General features: G+C 64.2%; 15 protein-coding genes, 1 tRNA gene and 1 pseudogene. 7 read left to right on the top strand and 10 right to left on the bottom strand.

From position 1 onward, the window contains the following. The first annotated feature begins 108 nt into the window (after positions 1–108). On the top strand, positions 109–1,227 hold the full coding sequence (locus VRZ77_RS19335) for a mechanosensitive ion channel family protein (RefSeq protein ID WP_414594209.1): 1,119 nt from the start codon (positions 109–111) through the stop codon (positions 1,225–1,227). A 52-nt stretch (positions 1,228–1,279) separates the two neighbouring features. Here the strand turns inward: VRZ77_RS19335 and VRZ77_RS19330 are convergent, their stop codons facing one another. Beyond that, positions 1,280–1,573 carry a YciI family protein gene (locus VRZ77_RS19330; RefSeq protein ID WP_414594208.1) on the bottom strand — a complete coding sequence of 98 codons (294 nt, stop codon included), beginning with the start codon at positions 1,571–1,573 and terminating at the stop codon, positions 1,280–1,282. A 91-nt stretch (positions 1,574–1,664) separates the two neighbouring features. Beyond that, on the bottom strand, positions 1,665–1,808 hold the full coding sequence (locus VRZ77_RS19325; protein WP_241616165.1) for a hypothetical protein: 144 nt from the start codon (positions 1,806–1,808) through the stop codon (positions 1,665–1,667). 141 nt (positions 1,809–1,949) lie between these two features. On the opposite strand from VRZ77_RS19325, the gene VRZ77_RS19320 reads away from it, so the two are divergent. Continuing rightward, positions 1,950–2,654, top strand: a complete 705-nt coding sequence (locus VRZ77_RS19320; protein WP_414594207.1) for an SOS response-associated peptidase — start codon at positions 1,950–1,952, stop codon at positions 2,652–2,654. Here the strand turns inward: VRZ77_RS19320 and VRZ77_RS19315 are convergent. Both VRZ77_RS19315 and VRZ77_RS19310 read right to left on the bottom strand, forming a co-directional pair. Then, complete coding sequence (locus VRZ77_RS19315) at positions 2,644–3,150, bottom strand: hypothetical protein (protein ID WP_414594206.1); 507 nt, start codon at positions 3,148–3,150, stop codon at positions 2,644–2,646. The genes VRZ77_RS19320 and VRZ77_RS19315 overlap by 11 nt on opposite strands. A gap of 24 nt (positions 3,151–3,174) precedes the next feature. Beyond that, positions 3,175–3,831 carry a GntR family transcriptional regulator gene (locus tag VRZ77_RS19310; protein WP_414594205.1) on the bottom strand — a complete coding sequence of 219 codons (657 nt, stop codon included), beginning with the start codon at positions 3,829–3,831 and terminating at the stop codon, positions 3,175–3,177. Between the two features lie 312 nt (positions 3,832–4,143). On the opposite strand from VRZ77_RS19310, the gene VRZ77_RS19305 reads away from it, so the two are divergent. Then, positions 4,144–4,296: a hypothetical protein gene (locus VRZ77_RS19305; protein ID WP_414594204.1), complete on the top strand. Its 153-nt coding sequence runs from the start codon at positions 4,144–4,146 to the stop codon at positions 4,294–4,296. A 79-nt stretch (positions 4,297–4,375) separates the two neighbouring features. On the opposite strand, the gene VRZ77_RS19300 is transcribed toward VRZ77_RS19305, so the two are convergent. Continuing rightward, positions 4,376–4,762: a hypothetical protein gene (locus VRZ77_RS19300; RefSeq protein ID WP_414594203.1), complete on the bottom strand. Its 387-nt coding sequence runs from the start codon at positions 4,760–4,762 to the stop codon at positions 4,376–4,378. 458 nt (positions 4,763–5,220) lie between these two features. Here VRZ77_RS19300 and VRZ77_RS19295 point away from each other — a divergent pair, with 458 nt between their 5' ends. After that, the gene (locus tag VRZ77_RS19295) at positions 5,221–6,153 is read left to right on the top strand and encodes a dicarboxylate transporter/tellurite-resistance protein TehA (protein WP_414594224.1); all 933 of its coding nucleotides are present in this window, start codon (positions 5,221–5,223) and stop codon (positions 6,151–6,153) included. Between the two features lie 6 nt (positions 6,154–6,159). Here the strand turns inward: VRZ77_RS19295 and VRZ77_RS19290 are convergent, their stop codons facing one another. After that, positions 6,160–6,945, bottom strand: a complete 786-nt coding sequence (locus VRZ77_RS19290; protein WP_414594202.1) for an SIR2 family NAD-dependent protein deacylase — start codon at positions 6,943–6,945, stop codon at positions 6,160–6,162. A 71-nt stretch (positions 6,946–7,016) separates the two neighbouring features. Here VRZ77_RS19290 and VRZ77_RS19285 point away from each other — a divergent pair, with 71 nt between their 5' ends. After that, positions 7,017–7,439, top strand: a complete 423-nt coding sequence (locus VRZ77_RS19285) for a VOC family protein (RefSeq protein WP_414594201.1) — start codon at positions 7,017–7,019, stop codon at positions 7,437–7,439. Between the two features lie 152 nt (positions 7,440–7,591). After that, positions 7,592–7,666, top strand: a tRNA-Glu gene (locus VRZ77_RS19280). 558 nt (positions 7,667–8,224) lie between these two features. On the opposite strand, the pseudogene VRZ77_RS19275 reads toward VRZ77_RS19280, so the two are convergent. The 3 genes and pseudogenes from VRZ77_RS19275 to VRZ77_RS19265 form a co-directional block, all read right to left on the bottom strand. Beyond that, positions 8,225–9,274 (bottom strand): annotated as a pseudogene (locus VRZ77_RS19275) (recombinase family protein); the annotation flags it as partial. A 38-nt stretch (positions 9,275–9,312) separates the two neighbouring features. Continuing rightward, positions 9,313–9,600, bottom strand: a complete 288-nt coding sequence (locus VRZ77_RS19270; protein WP_414594200.1) for a hypothetical protein — start codon at positions 9,598–9,600, stop codon at positions 9,313–9,315. Positions 9,601–9,800: 200 nt separating this feature from the next. Further along, positions 9,801–10,829: a restriction endonuclease gene (locus VRZ77_RS19265; RefSeq protein WP_414594199.1), complete on the bottom strand. Its 1,029-nt coding sequence runs from the start codon at positions 10,827–10,829 to the stop codon at positions 9,801–9,803. Between the two features lie 379 nt (positions 10,830–11,208). On the opposite strand from VRZ77_RS19265, the gene VRZ77_RS19260 reads away from it, so the two are divergent. Further along, positions 11,209–12,291, top strand: coding sequence for an SIR2 family protein (locus tag VRZ77_RS19260; protein ID WP_414594198.1), 1,083 nt, complete (start codon positions 11,209–11,211; stop codon positions 12,289–12,291). A 336-nt stretch (positions 12,292–12,627) separates the two neighbouring features. Here the strand turns inward: VRZ77_RS19260 and VRZ77_RS19255 are convergent, their stop codons facing one another. Next, positions 12,628–14,889 (bottom strand): hypothetical protein, encoded by a 2,262-nt coding sequence (locus tag VRZ77_RS19255; protein WP_414594197.1) that lies wholly within the window; start codon positions 14,887–14,889, stop codon positions 12,628–12,630. Positions 14,890–15,356: the final 467 nt, after the last annotated feature.

The following is a 15,356-nucleotide window of genomic DNA, read 5'->3' as shown; positions in this document are numbered from 1 at the left end:
AATGCGCCTCGTCGAAACGTCGGCCCTGCGTTTCCCGCGCGCCTTTGTTGCACTGCGGGAACCCGGCGGCCTCCCGCCTGTTAGCTCCGGGTAACCTGCGGAGGGCGGATGTACTATATCGAAAGCGCGCTCGAAGGCATCGAGCGCACGCTGCCATGGATTCCGAGCTGGGCGGTGAGCCTGGTGCTGTTCGTGCTCGCGGTGTTGCTGGCGCGCGCGCTGCACACGTTGGCGTTCCGCATCGTGACCCGTGCGGTGGGCGGGATGGATCTGTTCTGGCGCTCGCTGGTGTCGCGCACCGAAGGGCCGACCCGCCTCGCGGCGATGATCATCGGCCTGTGGGTCGCCGCCGGCGTCGCGCCGCTCAGCCGGCAGGAGACGGGAATCGTCCAGCAGTTCCTGCTGGTGTGCTTCATCGCGCTGATCGCGTGGCTGGCCCAGACCGCGCTGCACATCTGGGTCACGGTCTATCTGCGGCGCTTCAAGCTCGACGCGGAAGACAATCTGCTGGCGCGCAAGCACGTCACCCAGACCCGCATCCTGCGCCGCGTCGCCTCGGTGATCATCTTCACCATCGCCCTGTCGGCGGTGCTGATGTCGTTCGAGGAAGTCCGGCAATATGGCGTCAGTCTGCTCGCCTCGGCGGGTGCGGCCGGCATCGTGGTCGGCCTCGCGCTCCAGCCGGTGCTCAAGAACCTTCTGGCCGGCATCCAGCTTGCTGTCACCCAGCCGATCCGCATCGACGACGCGCTGCTGGTGGAAGGCGAGTGGGGCAATGTCGAGGAAATCACCTCGACCTATGTGGTGGTGCGGCTGTGGGACTGGCGTCGCCTCATCCTGCCGCTCAGCTATTTCATCGAGCAGCCGTTCCAGAACTGGACGCGCGAGGGCTCGGCGCTGATCGGCACGGTGATGATCTATCTCGACTACAGCGTCCCGGTCGGGGTGTTGCGCGCCAAGGTCGAGGAGATCGTCCACGCGTCGCCGCTCTGGGACAAGCGCGTGGTGAACGTTCAGGTGACCGATTTCCGCGAGAGCGTGATGGAGGTGCGCATTCTGGTCAGCGCGTCCAATGCCGGACGGGTGTTCGACATACGCTGCGAGGTGCGCGAGCGGCTGATCGCCTTCCTGCAGGAAGCCTATCCCGCGGCGCTGCCGCGCGTGCGCACCGAGTTCTCAACACCGGCCGGGCAGAACAGCGAATTCGCTGCGGCGATGCCGTCGTGAAGGGGCGAGAAACGATGGGAGAGGCCGTAGGGACGAGCGCGGAACCCAAGGCTCAGGCGCCCATCGCTCCGTCCTTGACGACGACGCGGTAGCCCTTGAGCTCGACGTTCGCGAACAGGTCGGCCTTGGTGTAGGGATCGGCATCGACCATGGCCTGCGCGGCGGCCCGGTCTTCCGCCTCATAGACCAGCACCGAACCGCAAGGCTTGCCCACCTCGTCCAGCATGGGGCCGGCCAGCACCAGCGCACTGCCGAGAGAGCGCAGATAGTCGAGATGACTCGGGCGCACCTCAAGGCGCAGCGGGAGCGAATTCGGGCGGTCGTGGGCGGTCAGGACGAACTGCATGGAACACCGGATCGACGGGTAAGGACGCCATGGCGTAGCCCATCGCGACCCGGATTCCAAACGCAACCTGACCGCCCGATATCAGGCCGGCTCAGCCCGGCGGATCGACCTTCACGCCCTGCGGGCCAACCTCGATCTGCAACGAATTCTGGTCGCGCTGATACGCCTGATAGGCGAACACGCCCGCAACCACGGCAAGGATGACGACCAGCCCCACAAGAATCGGACGACTCATGATTCTCAAACCCCTTGATCATTTTTAGGAGGCGTCGCCGGGCGGCGACGCACTCGGGTAAGGGAACGGGGAGCCAGGCTTTAAGTTCCCACGCACCGGCGGCATAAGGGTGAGGGATGCCTCCGACCGGGAGCGGGAAACATGTGCGGACGCCTTCTGCAGGCACGCGACCTCACCGCCTATGCCGAGCATTTCCGCATCCCGCCGGGCGGTGCGGCGGTGCCCAACCTGCCGCCGCGCTATAACGGCGCGCCGACGCAGGATTTCCTGGTGGTTCGCCGCAATCCGCACACCGCGCAGGCCGAGTTCGGTGCGCTCCGCTGGGGGCTGGTGCCGGTCTGGGCGAAGGATATCTCGATCGCAAACCGCACCTTCAACGCCCGATCCGAGACGGTCGCCACCACCGCCTCCTTTCGCGGCGCATGGCGGGCAGGGCGGCGCTGCCTCGTTCCGGTCGATGGCTTTTACGAGTGGCGCCGTGCGGCCGGCGGCAAGCAGCCCTTCCTGATCGCCCGCGCCGACGGCGCGCCGATCTGGCTGGCCGGCCTGTGGGAGGGCTGGAAGGATCCGGCAAGCGGGGAGTGGCTGCGCACCTTCACCATTCTCACCTGCGCGGCCTCGCCCTTCATGGCGCCGCTGCACGACCGCATGCCGGTCATCGTCGAGGACAGCGAGGCCGGGCGCTGGCTGGAGGCGGAGGCCCCGGCCGGCCTGCTGCGCGCCTACAGCCCGGACGACCTGTCGATGCGCCCGGTTTCGCCGCGGCTCAATTCGGTGCGGAATGAGGGGTCGGAGCTGTTGGAACCGCCCGCGGGCGAGGCGCCTTCGCTCGATCTCAGCCTTTGATCCAGGCGCGGAACCGTGCCCCGGCCAGCGCCGCCTCACGGCGTAGACGCAGGGCTAGCCGCCAGATCGCGGTGCGCCGCACCCGCTCCAGCATGTCGTCGCGCACCGACACCATCAGGCCGATGGCCCATGCGAACCATGGATAGGTCAGCAGCTTGGCGCGGCCGGCATGGTAGATGCGCTCCACCACGACGAAGCTCATGAGATAGGCGAACACCATGATCAGTGCGCCGGTCCTGAAATGCCCGCGCGCGATGACGACCACGCCGACCGCCTTGAGCGGCTCGGCGATGGCGAAGGGGATCGCCAGAATCACGAGGATGAACAGGCGGTTGCGCGCCGCGATCCAACGTTCCACCCGGTGGACGATCCGCCATGAGGCCACCCAGCGCAGGAATGGCCGGTAGAACGGCCGCGCCAGCTCGTCGAGCAGGATGAGCGGGACCAGCAGCACCTCGAAGGGCAGGCGCACCAGCCGGTACAGCTTCTCACGCATCGTCCGGACGCGACCCCGTGCCCATCACACCGCGCTGATGCGCTGGAGCTGGTCGAACGCATCTTCGACCAGGCTGACATGGTGTAGCATCGCGGCATGGGCGCCGGCGGCGTCGCCCGTGAGCACAGCCTGCACCACCGCGCCGTGCTCGGCATGGGAACGGGCGAGGCGGCCCGGCGCGCGGAACTGCGCCTGACGGAACGGGGCGAGGCGCCGGCGCAGCGCAATCGTCATCTCCGACACCACGACATTATGCGCGCCGGCATAGAACATGGTGTGGAAAACCGTGTTGCTCGCCGTGTAGGCGGCGACGTCGCCGCACGCGGTCATCTCGCCCATGCTCTCGTGGAGCGCATCGAGCCGGCGGCGCTCGATCGGCGTCATGCTGAGCGCGGAGAGGCGGGCGCAGGTAGCCTCCAGTTCGCCCATGGCGACGAACAGCGTGTCGAGTTGCTCGGAGGTCACCTGCGTAACCACCGCGCCGCGGCGCGGGCGCAGCTCGATCAGGCCGGTGGTCGCAAGCTGGCGCAGCGCCTCGCGTACCGGGGTGCGCGAGGTGCCGTAACGCTCGGCCAGCATATGCTCATCGAGACGGCTGCCGGGTTCCAGCGTGCCGTCCAGAATGGCAGAGGCGAGGTCCGCCGCCAGTTTCTCGGTTCGGGTCTGGCGTTCATCGGCCATGGCGGGCGCGGTTATCCTGCTGCTGTGGGCACGTAATCTATCCTCAATCCTTCGCATGAAACCGGTGATGCATACAGCCCAATATATGAGCGGTGGCGAATTCCGTTTCCGCACATGAAAATGCACAATTGCATGCAGATTGCCTATCAGGAATGCGTCACCGGCTTGCGGCACGATGATTCGCTGGCTTGACGGGAGCACTTTGGAAACGGCTAAAGCCCTGTCGGCGTGTCAGGAGGCGCTGCTGCTGGTGAGCGAGCGCGGGTCGAACAATCTCGACACCGCATCGACTTCATCCGCCGACCGCGGACCGTGCCGGATCTCGCGGTGATCGTGCCGGGCGTCTACAATTCAAAGCCGGTGAAGTCCAAGGCGACCGAGCAGGACCCTTGCGGCCTCGAATCCACCAAGCAGAACATTGTGATGCGCGCGGGCGCCATGGTGGAGGAGGGCGGCACGGAATAGGTCATGACCGCACCGAAAGCCACCTATACCCGCGAAGTGCTGGCCTCGATCCCGCACCCGCCGATCTGATCCGGCGCGCTCATTTCTTGCGGCCGTATTCCGTGACCATCCACTGGTCGGCCTGCACCATGCGGGTGAAGATGTAGGCCACGGCGCGGGCGGTGGCGACGGTCGGGCCCTGTTCCCAGACCTCGCCATGTTCGAAGCCCATCATCACCGTGTAGTTTGGCCGGCGGGCGCCGAAGAGCGTGCGCTTGCGCAGTGACTTCACCACGACAAACTCCATATGGAGCTGATTGGAGACGAGGTAGAGCATCCCCTCGCTCGGGTCGTATTTTGGCGACAGCTTCGATGCCACGGCGGGGGTGGCACGCGTGATGGCGGCCATGTCGGCTTCGGTATAGGGCAGGCGGTTCATATGCGCGGCGGTGGCGCGCATCTCCGGCAGGGTCAGGCGTTCGGCCATGTCTGGCGTTTCCTTGGGTGGCGTTTCCTCGGGTCGCGTTCTTTGTCATCGGCAGCCTTTCTCGGCCGCGCGCTTGCCGCCACGGGGAGCGGAGCTTTGCCTTTAGGCGAAATGCCTCCGTTACGTAAAGCGGCCCGTTCGGTTTCATCCGTGCGCATGGTGGCGGGGTAGGGGACGCGAAGGTCGTTGTCTCTTTCGTTGGACACGTTGTTCCTTTGGAAGGAAGCGTTTGGCAGGGGAGGCGGCAGGGGTCGTCGCCGTCATCATTTCGGTGATCGTGCTGATGTTCCTCCTGCGCCTGATCTGACTCCCGCGTTGCCCCTGCGCGCCGCGACGGCGAAACGCGACACTTCGCCGGATGGCGAGTTGACGGCCGCCGCGCCCCTGCCGATACAGCGCGCGGCCGGCATTTTCCGGCGCGACCACCGAGGCGTCCCGTGACATCCATCCTTCTCGCCATGCGGCCCATGTTCTTCGGCAGCGTGCTCGGCATTGGCGGGCTTGCCAATGGCTGGCGGGCGGTCTCCCGGCTCTGGGGCGCGCCGGTCGCGATCGGCGAAGGGCTAGCTATCCTCGCTTTTGCGCTCTGGGCACTGTGGTGCGTGCTCTATGCCGGCAAATGGCTGTTCCATCCGGACGAGGCGCGCGCGGAGCTGCGCCATCCGGTTCAGGCGCTGCTGGCGGCGCTGATCCCGGTGACCACGCTGATTGCAAGCCTGGCGATCGGCCCGCATGTGCCGCTGCTCGGCTGGACCATGTTCGCCGCAGGGGCGGCGGGCGTCGTGATCTTCGCGGCTTGGAGCATCGGTGGGTTATGGCAGGGCGGGCGCGACGTCGCGCACACCACGGCGATCCTCTACATGCCCACCGTCGGCGGCGGACTGGTCGCCGCGCTCGCCTGCGCCTGGTTCGGCGAGGTCACGCTGGGCTGGATGTATTTCGGGCTCGGGCTGATCTCTTGGATGAGCATGGAATCGGTGCTGCTCAGCCGGCTGTTCAACCATGCGCTGCCGGTCGAGCTGCGCGCCACGATGGGCGTGCATCTGGCGCCGCCCGCGGTGGCCTGCGTCGCCTATCTGATGCTCGATCCGGGGCCGGCAGATCCGGTGGCGCTGGCGCTGTTCGGCTATGGCTGCTTCCTGGCGCTGGTGATGATCCGCCTGGTGCCCTGGCTGCGCCAGCAGCCCTTCGGGCCGGGCGCCTGGGCCTACACCTTCGGTGTCTCCGCCCTGCCTTTGGCGGCGCTGCGCCTCGTGGAGAAGGGCGCCGGCGCGCCGCTGATTTACATGGCGCTGCCGATGTTCGCGCTGGCCAACCTGATCATCGGCTGGATCGCCGCGCGCAGCCTCGTGCTGGTCTGGCGCTTCCTCGGCCACGCGCGGCGCGCTTGAGGGGGCTCACGGCAACGGGGAGCCGAGCTGTTCAGTCAGCGCCTCGAACACGTCGCCAATCTCGGCATGGATCACGAGGTCCGCGATCTCGTCGAACTCGGTCGCCTCGCGATTGATGATCACCAGCGTCGCCCCGCCGCGCTTGGCGGCCACCGGAAAGCCGGCCGCCGGGAAGACCACCAGCGAGGAGCCGATGGCGAGGAATACGTCGCAGGCGCGCGTCAGCTCCCGCGCGCGGGCCATCGCCGCCATCGGCATGGGCTGGCCGAAGGAAATGGTCGCGGTCTTGATCGGGCCCTCGCAATAGGGACAGTCCGGTGCTTCACCGCCCGCCGCGTCGAAGCGCTCGCGCACCCAGTCCAGCTCGAAGCGCGTGTCGCAGCCGAGGCAGGTGGCGTAGGTGCTGTTGCCGTGCAGTTCGACCAGCCGCTCGTCCGGTACGCCCGAGGCCTGATGCAGCCCGTCTATGTTCTGGGTGACGATGCCGGCAAGGCGCCCCTGCTCCAGCAGGCGAGCGAGCGCCCGGTGCCCCCGCGTCGGCTGCGCGCCGCCGAACGCGACCTCCATCTCGAATCGCCGGCGCCACGCCTCGCTGCGCATTTCGTGGCTGCGCAGGAAGGCGTCGAAGTCGATCGGGCGGTTGCGGGTCCACAGCCCGCCGGGCGAACGGAAATCCGGGATGCCACTTTCGGTGGAAAGCCCGGCCCCGGTGAACGCGACGCCCGCGCGCATGGCGCGCACGATGTCGGCAAGTTCACCGATCTCGGTCTTGATGTCGTCGCTCGCGCTCATATGCTGCAACCACCTTCGAGCCGGCCGCCCGGCCGGACAGGTCCATTCGAGGCCAACGTTTCGAGGAACACATGCACTATCTTCACACCATGGTCCGCATCACCGACATCGATGCCTCGCTGGATTTCTACTGCGACAAGCTCGGCCTCGTCGAAGTGCGCCGGCGCGAGGTGCCGCAGGGCCGCTTCACCCTGATCTTCCTCGCCGCCCCCGGCCAGGAAGGCATCGCCGAGATCGAGCTGACCTATAATTGGGACCCTGAAGTCTATGGCGAGGGGCGCAATTTCGGTCATCTGGCCTTCCGCGTCGACGACATCTACGCGACCTGCCAGAAGATGATGGATGCCGGCATCACCATCAACCGCCCGCCGCGCGACGGGCATATGGCGTTCGTGCGCTCGCCCGACAATATCTCGATCGAGCTTCTGCAGAAGGACGGCTCGCTGCCGGTCCAGGAGCCGTGGGCATCGATGCCGAACACCGGAAAATGGTGAGCGCACCGCGCGCGGCGTAGCGTCGGGAGGCGGGAAAGCACGGCGCGGCGGGACTTTGCCGCCGGGCCGGCGCGGGTTCGCAAGCCTGTGGATGAACCTATCGGAGACGGCTTGTGTCAACCGGCTGTCGCCCCTATAAGGGCCTCGCCTGCGCGCCCTTCGTCTATCGGTTAGGACGCCACCCTTTCACGGTGGAGAGAGGGGTTCGACTCCCCTAGGGCGCGCCACTTCCGTACAAAACCGCGAACACCCGGCTGGGTGGCGCGGTCGGCAAGTACGGCTCTTTCAAGCACCGTCCTCGATCCGTGGATGCGCACGACGTGCTGGTCGACTTCGACCGCGTCGATAAGCGACCGTAGATAGGCTTTGCGGAACGGCACCTCGCCCTCTGTGATGTTTGACCGCATGAGCTGCCCGAAGCGGGCGAGCTTGTCCGGATCAAACCGGCTTGCGGCGGCACCCTGATTCTCGATCCGCTCCAGCGCCGAATGTGCACGGTCCCGATCTGCCTTGAGCTTGGCAATCTGCTCCTTGAGCATCTCGTCGGGTTCCGCGATGCCGTCGGCGACAAGCTGGTAGAGCCGCCGCAGCTTGTCTTCCGCTGTCGTCTTTTCGCGAGACAGTTCATCGATCCGCGCCTGAACCTCGGCATCGGCTTTCACCCGCCGGTCAATGACGGACTGCAGCAGCGCCTCCAGCCGTTCGGGCATCAGCACACGTTCGGCAACGTGGCGGGTGACCAGATGGTCGAGCTTCTCCATGGGCACCGTCCGCCCCTTGCAGGCGGACTTGCCGACCCGGCCGGAGGTCGAGCAGCTGTAGTAGCGATAGACCCTGCCGCTCTTCGATGTGCCGGTGCGCAGCGTCATGGCGCTGCCGCAACAGGCGCAGTAGGCCAGCCCGGTCAGAAGGATCGGACCTGAGATCACCCGAGGCGGACTGTTGTGCGGGCTCTTCGCCCTGAGAGCCTTCTGCACCTTGTCGAAAGTTCGGCGATCGAGGATGGCCGGCACCGAGATCGGGATAATTTCGTGCTGCGGCTTCACCTGCCCCGTCTTGGAGCTGCGCTTGTTGAAGCTCCATTCCCCGACATAAACGGGATTGGTCAGGATCCCGTGGATGGTGCCGACGCCGTAGCGGGCTCCGAGTCGAGTGCGGTAGCCCTTGGCGTTGAGGCACTTGGTGATCTCCTTGATGCCCATGGGACCCGATGTGCCATCTCCCTGCAGGTAGAGATCGAACATCAGCCGCACGAGCTCGGCTTCCACCGGATCGACGACGATTCGCTTCTTCGTGCGATGGCCGCGCTTCTCCACCTCTTCGAGGGCGAAGCCGAGCGGCAGGCGGGAGCCGTTATAGAAGCCCTGCCGGGCATTCTCCTTCATGGCCCGCAGCACATGCTTGGCGTTCTCGCGGGACTGGTACTCGTCGAACAAGGCGATGACCTGCCGCATCATGACCTGAGCTGGATCATCCCCGAGCTCCTGGGTGATGGAGACGAGCCGCACGCCGTGCTTCGCGAGGCGTCGGATGTACATCTCCAACCCGAAGGCATCGCGGAAGAACCGGCTGAAGCTATGGACGACGATGACATCGAATGGGCGATCGTCATCGGATGCCCGTTCGATCATCCGCTGGAACTCATGCCGGCTGTCGTCCATGGCCGACGCACCCGGCTCCACATACTCCGCCACAACTGACCAGCCCTGACGCTCGCAATAGGCGGCGGTCTGGAGGCGCTGGTCTGGGATGGACAGGTCGACGTCAACCTGCCGTGTGGTCGAGACCCGGAGATAGAGGGCGGCCCGGCTGGTGATCGGCAAGGTTACGTTCATGGCCCAATCGCCTCCCTCAAGCCCCTTCGGCAGCACCGTCACCTCAAGAGCGCGTCGATCTCCCGCCTGAAGAAGGCCTCGATCACATCGACTTCTTCAGATGTGATCGGCACGTTCGACGGCCAGTCGTCGGTGACATGCACGACCTTGGAATCATGCTCGACGGAGTCAGCGGGCGCAAGGTTTTGCTCAGCATCTCGAATGACGCGCGCATCGCGGCGCGGGATCTTTGAGAGTGGTGCGCCAGCCAAGCTCGAAGCTGGCGATGGAGCATCACTGCTCAAACTGGCTATTTTCTTCGGACGAAACGGACGCGAGTGGCGCATGCGCGGAGGATCACGGGCATCCCCCCACTGGCCAAGGCGCCAATTCTACGCCGCAGAACAACCGCGTGCAGCGGCGTAAAAATACTTGTCAGATGCGGCGCGGGAGTCTTTCCCAGGATACGCTTGGTGGAGCGCTCTGGCGGCAATGACTGATACTTGGTGTTTGATTTCTCTTTCGGCGATGTTGGCATTCGCGTCCGTCACGGTCTGGCCTCATCCTGCGTCGCCGCGAGGCCGTCGGCGACAATACCGGCATCGGGTTTGCGCATTGCGCCGATCCATTGCTGGACCTGCGCGCGGTTAGCGCTCGTGATCGGATAGGCGCGCGCGGCGATGTCGCTCGCCGCGCCGGGGCTGATGTCGCTGGTCGTGACGATCAGCCCGGCGCCGGCGCCCTCGGCGAGCACGTCGGCGTAGAGGGCCTTCACGACGACACGCTCGATTTTGCGTGCTTGGCGTTTGCATTGGACGATGACTGCCGGCGGTGCGCCCGGCGGTGCGCCCGGCTGCCAAAGACGCACGTCGATGCTTCCGTCATTGCGGCCCGGTCCGAGCTGGACGTCATAGCCTTCGCGCTGGAACCATTCGGCGGTCAGACCTTCGAACTGGCGCCAGTGGATGTCCCTCAGGCGCTCGGGGTGGCTGCCTAGATAATTCACGAAACGTTGGTCAAACCACTGGTCGCTCGCTGCGGGAAGCTGCTCGCTTTCGAAGAGCGCCGTCAGCTTAACCAGATCATCGAGCGGAACGTCCCGCGTGAAGAACGGCGAATATGCCAGATCGAATGCCATCGCCTCGAGCAGTGCTTCCATCGCGCCGGCCTTGCCTGCGGTCCGTTCGCCGAGCTCTTGGAAGATCGCCGCTTGCCCCTCAGGACCGCGAACCCGCAGCTGCAGATAGTGGTTGGCGACCGCTTCGAGTGTGAGCAGTTCGTCGATCGCGTATAGGCTGCGCCAGCTGGGAAGCAGCGCCATGAACCGCATGCCAAGGGTCGGCATTCCCGGCTGCGCTGTTGCTCCAAGCGCGAAAAGAAGGTCGCCGACCGTGATCGCATAGTCCTCTGCCGAAACCCGCATCGTGACGTCCCGGGTCAAGCCGTCGTGCAATGGGCTATTGGCGGGCAGATGCGCCAGCAAGTCGGCCTCACTCAGCGCGAAGCCCGAGCGCACGCCGGCGTCTTCGCTGAGCGCCGTTCGAAAGGCAAAGGACGGCATGAGAATATAGCCCATCGGCTAAGCGTGAGCAGCGATTTTAGATTTGGCAAGCAGGCGCTCGTGATCCTGCGCCGCAATTCTGCTACGAACCGGAGATTCCTCTTGCGGCCCCGATTGCGCCGTTGCGCCGATGAAGGGGATTTCCCGCAGCGATGACCCAATGGGGTGGTTTGCGGACGTTCCGCTTACAAGGCCGAAATCGTAATGGCTGTCGCTCGCGGACGGAGTTATGATTCAAGCGGCGAAATGCGGGGGGGGGGGCGAGTTGGGTCGGAAAACTACTACTCAAACGAAAAAGGGAACGAAACCGAAAGCCTCGGAGGCCGCACAAACCTTCATGGACCTGGTCTCCCACTTCAGTTACCAGCAGGGACCGCGACCAAAGAGGATGGGATTGACCAACTTCACGTTCTTCGCGGGCGCAGGCTTTTCCAAGTCGTGGGATCCGAAAGCTCCGATCGGTTCAGAGCTGTTCAAGCTAGACTCAGACGTTATTGAACAGGTGGCGGATGTTGGGGCATTGTCACGCATGTTCGGATTACATGCGTTTGATGAGATCACACCCGATCAACTGCGGCAGATCGTTTATCAGATCGACATGTACGAGCGGTACCCCGACGTCCGATCCCGCTACGTGGACGAGCAAAACCTGCGCATGTTCCGAGGTGCCCTCCGGGCGGCCGTGATGGATCGCTACGACAAAATCACGAGTCTGAACTACTTCGACACAGCTATCAGCAAGTTCCCTCTAACGTCTCCGACTAGACAGCAGCAAGACATTCTCTCCTTCTTTCGGCATCTCCATTCAAGGATAGATGGATCACAAGGGTATGCTGAGGGAGTCAGGACGCACTTCATCACCACAAACTACGATTTTGTCGTGGAGACCATTCTAGACAATATTGTTGCTCCTGACGATTCATTGTTTCTGTATACGTACAGGGGTTTTACGCCAAAGCAGATTATTGGCGAGCCCAACATGGCTCCGGTCCACGAGCACTGGCTTGTCCAGCAATTGCTAAAGATTAATGGAGGTTTCGAGATCCTGCGTCGGGGAGAGGACTACGTTATCGACTACAGAATGAGATCCCTTAAAGACGTTATATCCGAACCTCCCATTCTGATGCTGGCTTCTCGTGAACAGGACTATTCGGATCCATATTTTAAGACAGTATTCCCGAAGGTTGTCCGGTTAATGCGCGACACCACTGTGCTTGTCATCGTGGGCTATAGCCTTCCTCAGGACGATGCGCTGATCAGGTTTTTCCTGCGTCAGTTTGCCGAGGAGCCGGAGGACGGGCGTGGTAAAGTAATATTTTACATTGGACCTGGCACAGACCAAGATAAGCGTAAAGTTTTAAAAGAGGTCTTCCCCTCAATGAAAAGTGAAAAAGAACCGCATCTGATCACCTACAATGATGGCTTCGATGCATTCGCGGCGGAATGCCTTCCACTAGCCTATCCGAAATTCAAGTGATCCGAATGTACCTAAAGATCTTTGGCCCTTTAAGAGAGGTCTTGGAACGGCTTATCTGCGGGGAATGCCGCTCACGAGAGTGACCGGTCGGCTCTTGAACGGCTGATTTGGGGTCGGGTGCAGAAGGGCAGCTACACGGCATTCGCTTCCAATAGCCGACCGTCCGGAGACGGCCCCGTTTGCACCGTTCCTCTCCTGAATGAGAGGCTTATCAATCCGCCCATCTCGACGCTGTCCGCCTCTGCCCTGCTGCATAAGCGGATTGCGCATGCGGGAACCTGCCATCGCGTAGAGCAGGTGGCGAAGAGATTCGCGAAGAGCGTCGCGGCTCTGCCCCTAAGCCGCCTCCCACACCTTGTTGAGGATCTGCGCCGCGAGAGCCGCCTTATCCTGCGGCAGAAAGCGGCCGTAGTGCTTGGCGACCATCTCCGGGGTGTCCTGGATGGCGTAGCTCGCCTGCTCATAGGAGCCGGTCTTCTTGAGGATATGGGTCGCGAGCACGTCCCGGACATTGTGCGGGCCGTGGGGCAGCAGGCCCTTGATGGCACCACGACCGGTATAGGGGTTGTGGATACCATAACGCTGGATCGCCAGACGCCAGGCCTCATAAAAGGTGTTCTGGCAGTACGCGGCATCCTTGCTGGTGAGCTTCACCGTCTTGACGAACAGTGTGCCCGGATCGGCGGTATGCTTGAGCAGCACCCGGCGGTGCCGGTCGATATAGGCCTCGAGATAGTGATAGAGGCCGCCGAGGTCCGGCAGGATCAGCCGGAATGGCTTGCTGCCAAAGAAGGACGAGTTCGCGTTCTTGAAGGCGACCGAAGGGATGAGCACCTCCCATCCATGATCGCGCTCGCTCCAGCGCAGCTCGCCGCGCTTCATCTCCGCGAGGCGGCGCTCCGAGGTTGGTAGCCGGCCGCGCGGACAGACGAGGAGCTGACGCAGGTTCTTCTGCCGCAGCCCGAGATGCAGGCCGAGCCGCAGCATGAGGAAGGCCCGCACCGCCTCGGCCGCGGCGCGCGGGTAGCGCTTCTCGTCCGGCATCAGCCGCAGGATTTCCTCGGTGATCTTGCGATACTCGGCGACGGGGCTGTCCGCCTCCAGCACCGCGATGATCGGCTCGAAGGGATCACGGTGGATGCGGGCTACGCGCTGCACCTCCCGCGCGCGGGCGAGGCCATGGCGATGCATCTGCTCGCAGGCCGCGTCCCAGTCAGCACGGGCGGCGGCAACGTCGCGATCCGTGATCAGATTAGGAATGGGGCGGATGCGTTCCGCCAACTGCGGGTTCTGCCGCAGCCAGCCTGTCTCGGCGCGGGTGAGCGCGGCAGCGATCCGCAGCATGTCGACCTCCCACGCGGTGTAGAAGCCGCGCCGACGCTCCCGCCATTGAATGTACCAGTCCCAAACGATCGGGAAGACCAGCAGACTGAAGCTCAGATTCTCCAGCGGCACGCCGAAGCCATGGACCGCGCCGCTGGGTGAGGCCGCCAGCGCACCGAACATCAGACCGAGATGCTCGACCTTCTGGGATGCCGTCTCCTCACCCCAGACGCCATTGCGCTGATAGCCGTAGGCGGTCAGCGTCGCCGTCTTGAACCGGACGAGATCGGCCATCTCCTCGGCCAGCTGGGGCGGCGCATCGAGCGCCGCACTCGCGAGGTCCGGATCCGGCAGCGATCCATCCTCTTCCCGGCAAAACCGGTACAGCCCGCGCGGCCGGGAGGATTGGTCGAGCAGGCCGGGAAACCGGATCGAGTAGCGCTGCTTCATGGCGGCAGCCTGGAAGCGCCGATAGTCGGTCGTTCCCGAGATCACCACCCGCTGCACCCACTCAAGGATCTCCTCCCGCTCCTTCAATGGACGCCGATCAAAATCATGCGGCAGGTGCCAGGCGAGGCGTCGTCTCTCCGCGCGGCTGATGCCGGCAATGGTCCCCGCCGAGGTGCAGCGGTCTCCTTTCGGCAGTTTCGAGCGGAAGTAGCCCGGCGGGAGGCGGTAGCGCCGCTCAATCAACTCGAGCGCCGCGAGACTTCGGGAGGCGCGCGGCACCTTCACGCCGCGGCGCCACATTTTAAGCGCGGAGGCGTCGACCTGGGCCGCGCTCGCCTCAAGGACACGGGCGAGATGCATCGCGGAGTCGCCATGGCGACGCATGTGAAGATCGAGCGCATCGGCGAATGAGGGAGGGTCCGTCCAGGAACGCCCGTCGCTCTCAGGGAACTCTATAATGGGCTTCGCCCGAGGGCCGCGTCGGCGCGGTATAGCTTCCGGCTTGTCAGCGCCACGATGGGGTGTGCCCCGCTCCGAGCCCGGCGGTGTGCGGCGCGCCGCGGCACGCTTAACCGTGACGTGGCTGCGGCGCGCCAGTTCACGGCGCAGGGCATCAAGGCCGGGCGCCAGCACGGGGCCGGCGCGCTGCAGATCGGCGTGATCCACATCACAGGCGTGAGCGATCGCATGCCAGTCATGATCGCGCTCTGTCAGGGGCGGTGGCACGCGCGCGGCGAGGAGATCGAGGAGCCAGTTCTGGAACAGGTCGGCGTCGCGAGGCGACAGCACGGTCGGTGCACGCTGCTGGCAGAACTTCACCAACATGCGCGCGAAGCTCGTAGGGGACATCGGCGGTCAGTGCAGGCACGTGATGGAGAGGCGACTTGCCTCGAACAGGGGCGGCGTTTCTGCCGAGAAGCCCTTCTCTCGGCTACGATCCAGAAGTGGCAGGGCTCACGATCCAAAACCAGGAGGCGATGGCCTTCAGGCGGGCATCAGGCGATGACAATGTGCAGCCAAGCGTTCAGTTGCCAAGAATATCGAGAAGCCAGAACATTGCTGTCGTACGACGCAATGTGTCGAAATCTGATAAATAATCAGCGAAAGCAACGACCCAACCGCCGCGCAATGTGTGCGCTTTTATCCTGCCCTCAAGCTGCCCTGCGTATCCGTCCGGTCTCTGCACAGTATTGGTGGAGTGCAAAATCGGGGCATGTCGGCTTCCTTCGAAGCATGGAGGATCTCCGATGAATTTGAGACATTTCGAGAACACGGCGCGTCAGTCCTGGTGG

Origin of the sequence: Ancylobacter sp. G4_0304 (assembly GCF_047501495.1) — a bacterium.
In the GTDB taxonomy this organism is placed as follows: domain Bacteria; phylum Pseudomonadota; class Alphaproteobacteria; order Rhizobiales; family Xanthobacteraceae; genus Ancylobacter.
This window is presented reverse-complemented; position numbering and strand designations above follow the sequence as displayed.